Below are 11,455 nucleotides of genomic sequence, written 5' to 3' on the forward strand. Positions count from 1 at the left end.
TTTGATTTTTGATGATTTTAAGTAACAATAAGAGAATATAATAAAAATTATGAAAAATATTTAATTTCAAACAGATTAATATAAAAACATTTGACTCGAATCACAAAGATTTTTTTCGTCATATTAAATTCAATCCAACATTTTTAATACAAAGAAAATTTATTTCAAAAACATAAAGTTACTTTTACTATCTGAATAAACAAATTTTATGCATTGAGACAAATGGTATGAATTTTTTGTCCTAAATTTTAACACCATTAAAAATAAAAAAATTGATTTCATTCCATTCTTAATCATCCTCAAAACAGAAAATACCGCTGCGCCAAAGCTACTTTTTTAGCTGGCTCACAGGTAATATGCTCACCATTCACGCGTACTTCATATGTTTCCGGATTCACGGTAATTTCCGGCATGGCATGATTATGAATCAGGTCTTTTTTACCAATATTACGGCAATTGCGCACAGCAAGAGTTTGTTTATGTAATCCATACCGGCTACGGATATCGTTATCTACTCCAGCCTGTGAAACAAATAATACGGCAGTATCTTGCACAGCCCGCCCCAGTGCACCAAACATAGAACGATAGATTACCGGCTGAGGAGTCGGGATAGAGGCATTCGGGTCACCCATACGGGCATAACTGATGGTGCCCCCTTTGATGATAATTTCAGGTTTGACGCCGAAAAAAGCTGGTTTCCATAAAACCAAATCGGCAATTTTGCCAGCTTCAATTGAACCGACATAATCGTTGATGCCTTGAGCAATGGCAGGATTAATGGTGTATTTGGCTAAATAGCGCTTGATACGGAAATTATCATTGTTACCGGTTTCTTCTGACAACGAGCCACGCTGCTGTTTCATTTTGTCGGCAGTCTGCCATATGCGCAGGATAACCTCAGCTACTCTGCCCATCGCCTGTGAATCCGAACTCATAATCGAGAATACACCCATATCATGCAGAATATCTTCCGCAGCAATGGTTTCCGGTCTAATGCGTGAATCGGCAAAGGCCACATCTTCAGCCACACTTTTGTCCAGATGGTGACACACCATCAGCATATCCAGATGCTCGTCGATGGTATTCACGGTAAACGGGCGTGTGGGATTGGTAGACGCTGGTAAAACATTCGGATACATAGCAGCTTTGATGATATCCGGAGCATGGCCGCCGCCTGCGCCCTCTGTGTGAAAGGTATGGATTACTCTGCCATCAATAGCGCGCATGGTATCTTCCAGAAATCCGCCTTCATTCAGAGTATCGGTGTGGATAGCAACCTGCACATCCATTTCATCCGCAATTTTTAAGGAAGCATCGATAACAGCCGCAGTGGCACCCCAATCTTCGTGAATTTTCAACCCCAGCGCACCGGCGGCTATCTGTTCACGTAAAGGCTCGAGGCTGGCGCAATTGCCTTTACCAAAAAAGCCCAGATTGACTGGTGCCTGTTCTGCCGCCTGTAACATTTTTTGTATATGCCACGCCCCTGGTGTAACTGTGGTGGCATTGGTTCCGTCAGCTGGCCCTGTCCCTCCACCAATCATGGTGGTGATGCCGGATTCAATGGCATGGGTAATCTGCTGCGGTGAGATAAAGTGGATATGGGTATCTATTCCCCCGGCAGTGGCGATCAGATTGGCACCATTATGGACTTCGGTGGCCGCACCGATAATCATGTTTGGTGTCACACCATCCATAGTATCGGGATTACCTGCCTGCCCAACGCCCACGATTTTACCATCACGAATACCGATATCAGCTTTGACGATGCCCCAGTAATCCATTATCAGTACATTGGTAATCACCATATCCAACACATTCTGGTTGCTGCGTGTGGCAGTAGCAGACTGCGCCATACCATCCCGAATGGACTTTCCACCGCCAAATTTGCCCTCTTCTCCATAAGTAAGTAAATCGCGTTCTACTTCGGCAAACAATTCAGTATCACCCAAACGCACTTTATCGCCTACGGTAGGCCCATAGGTAGCAACATATTGCTGACGGGAAATTTTCAGGCTCATGGCAGATTCTCGATTCAATTTACTGGTAGAAATGTTTAGTGGTGACTTAGTTTGGTTCTGTCCTGTATCTGGATACAAATAATTATTGATTATTTAGACTGCCATTAATAGCATTATGAAATCCAAATATTTTTTTCAAACCACCATATTCGGTTAAATCTATGGTTTTTACTTCACCAGGCTCGAAACGTACAGCATTACCAGAAGGCACATTCAGGCGCATGCCGCGCGTTTTTTCTCGTTCAAATTCCAGTGCCGCATTGGTTTCATAAAAATGATAATGTGAGCCCACTTGTATGGGACGGTCGCCACGGTTCACTACAGTAATGGTAAGGGTACGGCGATTCTGATTGGCGATAATATCGTCTGCGGCCAGCACATATTCTCCGGGAATCATACATTTCTCCTGATCAGACGTTGTACGAATATTTTTTTGCATGTAGTTGCTATTTAGCAGGGCGTAACCTGCAATGTTTGAATTCTGTATCAGCGAATGGGCTGGTGCACGGTCACCAGTTTGGTACCATCCGGAAAAGTTGCTTCAATCTGTACTTCATTTACCATTTCAGCCACACCTTCCATCACGTCAGCACTGGTTAATAATGTCGCACCATATTGCATTAATTCTGCTACGCTCATGCCGTCACGTGCTGCCTCCTGTAGCTGGCTGCTGATGTAGGCTATGGCTTCGGGATAATTCAGCAGTACACCGCGAGCACGGCGTTTGGCAGCCAGTTCGCCGGCCAGAAACAGCATTAGTTTTTCCTGTTCACGACTGGTTAGATGCATGGTTTGTTTTCCTGTGTAAATATCTGAGTGTTATTTACATTACGCTATAAACTAAGATAGTTTTATTTACAATTGATAATAAACTTAAAGTAGTGTTTCTGTATATAGGTAGCTGAATGTTTCGGTGAAATTGATAAACCCGTATAAACATATGCTTATACGGGTTTATCACTGCTGAAAACTGGATTTATTTAATATAAACAGCCCAATATAAAGAACAATGCAAGTTAAATCACTCCCTGAGCTTTTACTCTGGGCTGGCTTTCCAGTTTATTGAGGGCTGACAGATAGGCTTTGGCACTGGCAACAATAATATCGGTATCAGCACCCTGCCCGCTAACCAGATGGCCTTCACGCGACAGCCGCACTGTCACTTCGCCCTGACTTTCGGTACCCGCTGTAATGGCGTTTACCGAATACAGCTGCAAATCAGCGGTACTACCCGCTTCTGATTCAATAGCTTTGAAGACAGCATCAACCGGACCAGAACCATGGCTGCTGGCGCGTTTCTCGTTTCCGTCCACATTAAAGACAATTTCAGCTACCGGCTCTTCACCGGTTTCACTATGAATACTCAGTGAAACGTATTTGTAACGATCAGGCGCGCGGCTAACTAACTCATCTGATACCAGTGCATGCAAGTCCTCATCGAAAATTTCGCGTTTTTTATCAGCCAGCTCTTTAAAGCGGGCAAAAGCCGCATTTAAAGCTTCTTCACTATCCAGCTCAATCCCCAGTTCTTGCAATTTGGTACGGAAAGCATTGCGGCCGGAGAGTTTGCCTAGTGTCAGGCGGTTGGTACTCCAACCCACTGATTCAGCAGACATAATTTCATATGTTTCACGGCATTTCAGCACGCCATCCTGATGGATACCGGATTCATGTGCAAAAGCATTGGCACCTACTATGGCTTTATTCGGCTGCACCGGATAACCGGTTACAGTAGACACCATTTTCGAAGTTGGTACTATCTGCGTGGTGTCGATATTGGTTTCCAGCCCGAAAACATCATGGCGGGTTTTCAATGCCATTACCACTTCTTCAAGGCTGGCATTACCGGCACGCTCACCCAATCCATTAATGGTACATTCTACCTGCCTAGCACCGCCAATCACCGCTGCTAGTGAATTACCTACAGCGAGTCCGAGATCATTATGGCAGTGTGCCGACCAAATTACTTTATCGCTACCCGGTGTTTTCTGAATCAATTCACGGAAAAAGGCTTCTGTTTGAAATGGGATGGCATAGCCCACGGTATCAGGGATATTAATGGTGGTGGCACCTGCTTCAATTACTGCCTGACAGATTTCTGCTAGAAAATTAATATCGCTACGCAATGCATCTTCGCAAGAGAATTCCACATCATCCGTATATTCGCGCGCGATTTTAACGGCTTTGACTGCGGTTTCTTTCACCTGCTGCGGTTTCATCCGCAGTTTATGCTCCATATGCAGGGGGCTGGTGGCGATAAAAGTATGAATTCGTTTCTTCCTGGCTGGTGCGATTGCTTCGCCAGCCTTACGTACATCGCGTTCATTTGCACGAGATAATGAGCACACTGTGGCATTCTGGATAATTTCAGCAATGGTGTGAATAGCATCAAAATCCCCTGGGCTGGCTGCCGCAAATCCGGCTTCAATTACGTCCACACCCAGCTTCTCCAATTGACGTGCAATGCGAATTTTTTCTTCCTTCGTCATAGCCGCTCCCGGCGACTGTTCTCCATCACGCAAAGTGGTATCAAATATAATGACTCGATTATTGGTACTGGTCATTCTTGGTCTCTCCAAGGTAGTGTTATTGTGTTGCATAAATGCATTGATATCGAGCGGCTTGTTTTGTTTCTCAGCCATCAGAATAATTTTTTGCAGTTGATTCAGTGGTAAGGAACCACGCTTACGCCATTTATAGATGGCTGCAGCAGAGGCTGCGCTATCAGGATAATGCTGTTTCAGGGCCTCAGCTAAAGCATTTACGCCACCAAAATAGGCAATTAAGCGGTCTATATTCAATTGCATAACTGACCTTTTGTCCAATTTACTTTTTTCATCATGCTACAATTATTCTATTACGCTAATATACGTAAAATTGGACAAAAAAACAAGTTTATTTTATTCAAAGATATTATTGAAACTATTTTTTAGACATTTTGTACATATTAGAATAATGGTTTTATTTATTATAAAAAAAGCACCATAAACCGTCGTATTAGCCAAAATTAATTAGATATGACGACGGTTTTCTAACTGCTAGAGCTTTTATTTAGCCAAATCCCCTTTCAACGCAACACCTGCAATTACGCCACCAGCATGGCATTCGTATTCATTTGTACTGGCCATACTGTTTTTCTTATAATAGCTGACAATATTCGTTACTTTAGTGGCATGATTAGATGATGCCTGTTCCTGCAACTGTTTTACAGCAGCCAGAAATGCCCATTGACATGCTGCTTCATCTGATTTACCAACGCTGCTGGTTTTTCGATTAGTCACCAATCCAGCCTGCACAACCCGCCCTGAGCTTTTGGCAAAATATAGTTGCACATTTGGATTAAGTACTTTTACTGCTTCAGGCGAATTGAGTGCATCCTGAATCGGAAGCAGTAGTTTGTCATCACGCGCATGAGCTGCAGTTACACACGCCATAAATGCAATCATTATGATGGTACGGGAAAACTTCTTCATTCATTACTCCTTTAATTGTTAAAAAATACTACATGATGAACATAGACTGCGTGATTCTGCTTGCCTCTGCTGATGTATGCGGGCTTTATAGCAATCAGAAACTGGACAACACAGACAGAAAGCGTTTGCAGCAACATCCTGAATTAGAACAGCGTACAGACTGGCAATCGAGCCGTTTTTTAAAACAACAGCTTGCCGATCCATACAGCATTTATTCACTGACCCATAAAAAAGGCCATGCTGGTTTGATTGCCACTTCAACTACTCAAGATGCAATCGGAATTGACATTGAATACGCTCAAAAGCGCAATTTTCTTGAACTGGCACAACTTTTCTGTACTGAAAATGAACAAGCGTGGCTGGTACAACAGGCCGATTTAAGCACGGCTTTTTATCAGTTATGGACACTCAAAGAAGCTTTCATCAAAGTCAGCCGCGGACAATTGGCTGACATGCACCGCTGGTGCTTGGTACCACAAGGTTATAATGCTTTACATATACCGGCACACAATCCTCCTGTGAAAGCCTATAGCTGCGTGATTGATAAAAACTGGCATATCAGCGTTATTTACCCCTCCTCCTTTTCTATATCCCCACAGTGCTGTACTTCTGTCTTCGGACACTGGCAAAACTGTCAATTTAACTGGCATCAGTGGCCAATTAATCCAGCCGTCTGAATACTAGAGACGAATTCACCCCGCCAAAAGCAAAGTTATTATTCATTACAAATTCGGTATGGATCGTACGCGCAGTGTTTACAATATAGTCCAGCTCGCCACAGCGACTATCCACTTGATTTAGATTCAGTGTGGGCGCAAACCAACCTTCATTCATCATCTGAACCGAAAACCAAGATTCCAACGCTCCGCATGCACCCAGCGTATGTCCCAGATAGCTTTTTTGAGAACTAACGGGCACTTGTCCGAAAACATCTTGAGTGGCAAGTGTTTCGGCAATATCGCCTTGCTCTGTAGCTGTACCATGTCCATTTACATAACCAACTTCAGCTGCGTCCAATTGCGCATCTTCTAGTGCCATCTCCATACAACGACGCATGGTCATACGTTCAGGACGGGTAATGTGTGATCCATCACTGGTACAGCCAAATCCGACTATTTCAGCATAAATTTTAGCACCGCGTGCTTTAGCCATTTCATATTCTTCCAGAACAAGAATACCGGCTCCTTCACCGATCACCAGTCCGTCTCGGCTGGCATCATAAGGACATGGTGACAATTCAGGAGTCTCATTGCGCAAACTGGTGGCAAAAAGTGAATCAAATACAAAAGCTTCAGAAACACATAATTCTTCACCTCCTCCGGCTAGCATCATGTCAATCTTGCCATATTTAATGGCTTCATAGGCATAACCAATTGCCTGATTACCGGAAGCACACGCGCTGGAAGTTGGAATCACCCGTCCGGTTAGACCAAAGAAAATAGACAAATTAGCAGCAGTGGTATGCGGCATGATGCGCACATAAGTGTTGGCGTTAAAATTTGCCGAACTGCCATTGAGAACCAGTTCACTGATATCCCTTATGTCCTGTGGACTACCTGTAGAAGAGCCACAGGCTACACCCATGCGCCCATCTTTAATGGATTCATCACCAAGCAGTCCGGCTTCAGCAAGTGCATCTTCTGCTGCCTGAGTGCACATCTGCGCGACTTTACCCATGCTACGTAGCTGCTTGCGCGTCCAATGTACCGGCGGTTGATAGTTCAAAATCGGAGCTGCTAGTCGGGTATTCAAATCTTTATAACGCTCCCAGTTGTCCATATGGACTACTTTATTTTTATAGGCAAGCAATCCAGCTTTTATTGCTGGCCAGTTATTACCTAGAGCGCTGACTCCCCCCATACCTGTAATGACAACACGTCTCAACATAATCCTCCGTTTACAGACAATACTTGCCGTGTGATGTATCCGGCCTGTTCGGAAACTAGAAAAGCTACCGCATGCGCAACTTCTTCTACCTGTCCCATACGTTGCATCGGAATGGCTTTAACAATCTCATCAACAGGTACATGCTCATCAATCATTTCGGTTTCAATCAAGCCGGGAGCCACGCAATTAACGGTAATCTTTCGTTTCGCCAGTTCTACGGCCAATGCTTTGGCTGCACCGATGAGACCCGCTTTAGATGCGCTATAATTTACCTGCCCACGGTTACCGGTAATACCCGAAACTGAAGCCACACAAACAATACGTCCAGCTTTACGCCTGCGTATCATCGGCATCATCACTGGATGCAGTACATTAAAGAATCCATCCAAATTAGTATTCAGCACCTGATCCCAATCTTCATTACTTAGAGCTGGAAAAGCATTATCACGGGTGATTCCTGCATTCAAAACCACGCCATAATATGCACCATGCTCTTCTATGTCAGCCTGCAATATTTCCTTGCATGCCTCTCGCTCACTGATATCAAAAGTGAGGATACGGCTGCGACCGCCAAGTGCAGCTATTTCAGCTGCTACGGATTCAGCAGAATCACGCCTTTTGCGACAGTGAAGTACTATATCCCAACCTGCCTGAGCTAATGTGAGGGCAATGCCTTTGCCGATACCGCGTGCGGAACCAGTCACCAAAATAGTTTTATCGTTATTCATCATCATGCGTTATTATGTTTTCAGTAGGGCTGTAAACGTTCAGTGCCGCTTCAGCCAATAACATTGTTGGCTTTCGATTTTCCTCACACAACCAAAGCTGGCTGTCAAAAACACCAAAACCATTTGCATCCTGCAAAGATGCCTGTATTTTTATCTGCAATATTGCTGGAACGGGCAACGCAGAAAAATAAAGCTGTAGCTTTCTGGTTCCGAGCAAAAAACCTAACCGCACCGGTTCACCAGCATCACGTGATAATACTCCAGCCCAAGCAGCCACTCCTTGTGCCATGATCTCCATGGCCGCCCACGAAGGTAAGCAACCCTCAGATACCAGTATCTGTTCTGGTTTTACACAAGCATATGCTGTCAGACTATGAGCATCATAGGATACTATTTCATCCAATAACACCATTTTGCCACTATGAGGCAGCAGAGAAGCCACTTCATAAATCGGGGTTTGCATTATTACTCCCTATAATCAAAGCAGTATTATTGCCACCAAACGCAAATGAAGTGCTTATAGCAATGCGCGGACTTTCAATATCGAACGTTTCTGAATAATGGGTCAGATGAATAGGAGCCAGCGCAGGATCAATTTTTGTCTTTGCCCGATGCGGTGGTAATAAACCAGCCTTATTGGTTTGACGGCTGATTATCGTCCACAAGAATGCTGCTTCCAGCGCTCCAGCTGCACCCAGCGTATGGCCAGTTAAAGCTTTAGTTGATGCACAGGATACTTCAGCACCCAGTTCGTGATGAATTGCCAGTGCCTCCATAGCATCATTATGGATGGTTCCAGTACCATGCAGATTAACCCATCCAATAGAACCGGCTTTTAATTGTGCTTTTTCTAAAGCCTGTTGTATTACTTTTCTGGCACCTGCGGCATCCGGTCTCGGGCTCGACATATGATAGGCATCACTACAAGAACCATAACCGAGTAATGGCAAACCTTTGTCTGCATCAAGTGTCATAATAAAAACAGCAGCACCTTCTCCAATATTGATGCCATCACGTTCAGCAGTAAATGGCTGACATTGACCCGAGGATAAAACCTTTAAAGCATGGAAACCATTAATGGTCAGTGCCGACAAAGTATCTACACCGCCACAAATTACGGCATCACATAATCCCATACGCAACAATCGTGCGGCACTAATTAAGGCTCTTGCTCCAGATGTACAAGCTGTTGAAATACCATAATGAACATTGCGTAACTGATAGATATGTGCAACAAAATCTGCGGGAGAAGACATCAACTGCAAGCTCTGTTTATAACCACTGTTCAGCCAGTCTTGTCTGATAAATCCATACTCCATCGCAGAACGGTTTTCATCTCCGCCTGTGGTGGATGTACCTAGAACAACCGCTACTCGATCAGCTCCATATTCTGCTATTGCAGCCTGTATCTTATCCTCAATTTGAAACAGTGCATGCCACAACAACTGATTATTCCGACTGCGAAAATCTGAACTCAAATCAGTCGGAAAAGGTCTTAACGGGGAACTAAAGGCACCAAATAGATAAGATTGTCCATTTACCCAACTATCACTTGGTGTCAAATAATTATCTTTTTTACCCAGCAAAGCTATGATATGTTCATGCACCCCGCATCCCAGCGAACTGACCATTGCCGGCTGACTTAGAAAAACCGGCCTATTCATCAGCTAACTCTCTGATTTGCCAATGCTGGTTCTTCCAACTGATATCTGCAACAGTATCCCCTTTACCGGTAACAATCTTGACATCATTCAATACAGAGGGTACCGGCCAGTGATGCTGCTGTCCAAGATAGGCATAGACCACAGAAAATAATTGTCGGGCGCCGGGGTTTGGTGGCATAAAACCATCATTACGCCATTTACCATTTTGCAATATCTGTCTTGAAATCGGCGCCCCCAGACTATCCACCTGTACAAAACGCCATTGCTGTCTTCCCAACGGCTCAATTAACAGCAGACTGTTATTTCCATTTACATCAATAATTTGCATACTTAGCGTGTGTTTTAATTCGGGGAGTACATTAATTACCGGTACACTGTGGCAGGCATTCAGAACCACCATAAGCAACACGCAAATAAAAATATTCTTCAGCATGATTTAGCAGGACCGCATATTTCAGCCAGTACATCCAGCCGACGTTCTGAATTAGTGACAAAAGGATTATTTTCATCCCATGCATATCCTGCAAGAATAGAACTAATCATGCGCCTGATTTCAGGATTATTGTGCTCTGCATAGATGACATCCTGAAATTTTGTACTATACCAGCCATTAACATAGGTTTTAAATGCATTGATACCTACTTGTAATTTATCGGCATATTCCTGCTGCCAATTCACCGCCTCACCCGAAAATTGTCGGTGCAATACATCCGCCGCTAACTTGGCTGAATGCATGGCAATGGTTACCCCAGATGAAAAGACTGGATCGAGAAACTCAGAGGCATTGCCCAGCAAGGCAAAGTGTTCACCATACAAACTTTTAACATTTGCAGAATAATTGCGCAGAGTTCGAAAAGGGACTTCATTATCCCATTGAGCATTACTCAGAATACGTTTAAGCATTGGTACTTCACTAACAAACTTCTTAAGAATTGCCTTTGCCCCCTCACAACCATAATTATTCAAGCACTCCGGTTGACCTACCACACCAACCGATGTGCGATTATTGCTAAAGGGAATAAACCATATCCATACATCACGCAAAACAGGATGAGTACATATCAGAATTTTATTGCGATCAAATGTGGGGTCAGTCACATTGTCATCAATATGAGTAAAATAAGCCATACGCTCTGGTAACGAAGAGGGATACTCGAGATTTAATAGTTTCGCTAAGACCCGACCATAGCCACTGGCATCCAGTACAAATTGTGCCTCAATCTGGTAAGCTTTATCTTGTGGATCGGACACCGAAAGCACAGCAGCCTGCCGGTTAAATTCGATTGATTCAACACTATGCTCGAAACGCACTTCTACTCCCTGCTTTTGCGCCTCACTAATTAGAATATGGTCAAAACGGGCACGGGTTACCTGAAAGGTTGTTCCTGGGCCCGGTGAAAACTTATCGGTAAAATCGATAGTCGTATAGCGATTACCCCAACTAAAGGCAGCACCGTTTTTAAATTGAAAACCATCAGAAATACCTGCTTTTATAGCCTCAAGCATCCCTGCCTCTTCGATGAATTCCATACAGTGCGGCAACAGGCTTTCTCCAATTACAAAACGCGGAAAAACCTGCTTTTCCAGCACACAGACCCGATACCCTTTTTTATTTAATAGAGCACTTGCAATGGCACCTGCCGGCCCTGCACCGATAATCACCACATCAAACTGACTCATAC

At 44.0% G+C, this 11,455-nt stretch carries 12 protein-coding genes; 1 reads left to right on the forward strand and 11 read right to left on the reverse strand.

Features of this window, described 5'->3' with window-relative positions; translation table 11 throughout:
- Positions 1 to 299 precede the first annotated feature (299 nt).
- The 5 genes from ureC to J3U75_RS07950 all read right to left on the reverse strand — a co-directional run bounded on the left by ureC (position 300) and on the right by J3U75_RS07950 (position 5,494).
- Positions 300 to 2,021 (reverse strand): urease subunit alpha, encoded by a 1,722-nt coding sequence (ureC, locus tag J3U75_RS07930; RefSeq protein ID WP_267391400.1) that lies wholly within the window; start codon positions 2,019 to 2,021, stop codon positions 300 to 302.
- Between the two features lie 82 nt (positions 2,022 to 2,103).
- Positions 2,104 to 2,418: an urease subunit beta gene (ureB, locus tag J3U75_RS07935; protein ID WP_416384696.1), complete on the reverse strand. Its 315-nt coding sequence runs from the start codon at positions 2,416 to 2,418 to the stop codon at positions 2,104 to 2,106.
- Between the two features lie 89 nt (positions 2,419 to 2,507).
- Positions 2,508 to 2,810, reverse strand: a complete 303-nt coding sequence (gene ureA, locus J3U75_RS07940) for an urease subunit gamma (protein WP_100156253.1) — start codon at positions 2,808 to 2,810, stop codon at positions 2,508 to 2,510.
- A gap of 227 nt (positions 2,811 to 3,037) precedes the next feature.
- Positions 3,038 to 4,828, reverse strand: a complete 1,791-nt coding sequence (locus tag J3U75_RS07945) for a 2-isopropylmalate synthase (RefSeq protein WP_267391403.1) — start codon at positions 4,826 to 4,828, stop codon at positions 3,038 to 3,040.
- Positions 4,829 to 5,068: 240 nt separating this feature from the next.
- Complete coding sequence (locus tag J3U75_RS07950) at positions 5,069 to 5,494, reverse strand: excinuclease ABC subunit A (protein WP_100139703.1); 426 nt, start codon at positions 5,492 to 5,494, stop codon at positions 5,069 to 5,071.
- A gap of 32 nt (positions 5,495 to 5,526) precedes the next feature.
- On the opposite strand from J3U75_RS07950, the gene J3U75_RS07955 reads away from it, so the two are divergent.
- Positions 5,527 to 6,171, forward strand: coding sequence for a 4'-phosphopantetheinyl transferase family protein (locus J3U75_RS07955; RefSeq protein WP_267391406.1), 645 nt, complete (start codon positions 5,527 to 5,529; stop codon positions 6,169 to 6,171).
- On the opposite strand, the gene J3U75_RS07960 is transcribed toward J3U75_RS07955, so the two are convergent.
- The 6 genes from J3U75_RS07960 to J3U75_RS07985 are packed head-to-tail and all read right to left on the reverse strand — an operon-like array spanning position 6,155 to position 11,453.
- Positions 6,155 to 7,381 carry a beta-ketoacyl-ACP synthase gene (locus J3U75_RS07960; protein WP_267391407.1) on the reverse strand — a complete coding sequence of 409 codons (1,227 nt, stop codon included), beginning with the start codon at positions 7,379 to 7,381 and terminating at the stop codon, positions 6,155 to 6,157. The two genes, J3U75_RS07955 and J3U75_RS07960, sit on opposite strands and share 17 nt — an antisense overlap.
- On the reverse strand, positions 7,375 to 8,109 hold the full coding sequence (gene fabG, locus J3U75_RS07965) for a 3-oxoacyl-ACP reductase FabG (RefSeq protein ID WP_267391408.1): 735 nt from the start codon (positions 8,107 to 8,109) through the stop codon (positions 7,375 to 7,377). The genes J3U75_RS07960 and fabG overlap by 7 nt, the downstream gene beginning before the upstream one ends.
- Positions 8,102 to 8,572, reverse strand: coding sequence for a thioester dehydrase (locus J3U75_RS07970; RefSeq protein ID WP_267391409.1), 471 nt, complete (start codon positions 8,570 to 8,572; stop codon positions 8,102 to 8,104). The genes fabG and J3U75_RS07970 overlap by 8 nt, the downstream gene beginning before the upstream one ends.
- Positions 8,553 to 9,773: a beta-ketoacyl-ACP synthase gene (locus J3U75_RS07975; RefSeq protein ID WP_267391411.1), complete on the reverse strand. Its 1,221-nt coding sequence runs from the start codon at positions 9,771 to 9,773 to the stop codon at positions 8,553 to 8,555. The genes J3U75_RS07970 and J3U75_RS07975 overlap by 20 nt, the downstream gene beginning before the upstream one ends.
- Positions 9,766 to 10,206, reverse strand: a complete 441-nt coding sequence (locus J3U75_RS07980) for a hypothetical protein (protein ID WP_267391413.1) — start codon at positions 10,204 to 10,206, stop codon at positions 9,766 to 9,768. Before J3U75_RS07980 ends, J3U75_RS07975 begins: the two co-directional genes overlap by 8 nt.
- Positions 10,200 to 11,453, reverse strand: coding sequence for an NAD(P)/FAD-dependent oxidoreductase (locus J3U75_RS07985; protein ID WP_100139696.1), 1,254 nt, complete (start codon positions 11,451 to 11,453; stop codon positions 10,200 to 10,202). Before J3U75_RS07985 ends, J3U75_RS07980 begins: the two co-directional genes overlap by 7 nt.
- Positions 11,454 to 11,455 lie beyond the last annotated feature (2 nt).

The sequence above is a fragment of the Snodgrassella sp. B3088 genome (assembly GCF_026535815.1).
Taxonomy (GTDB): Bacteria; Pseudomonadota; Gammaproteobacteria; order Burkholderiales; family Neisseriaceae; genus Snodgrassella; species Snodgrassella alvi_E.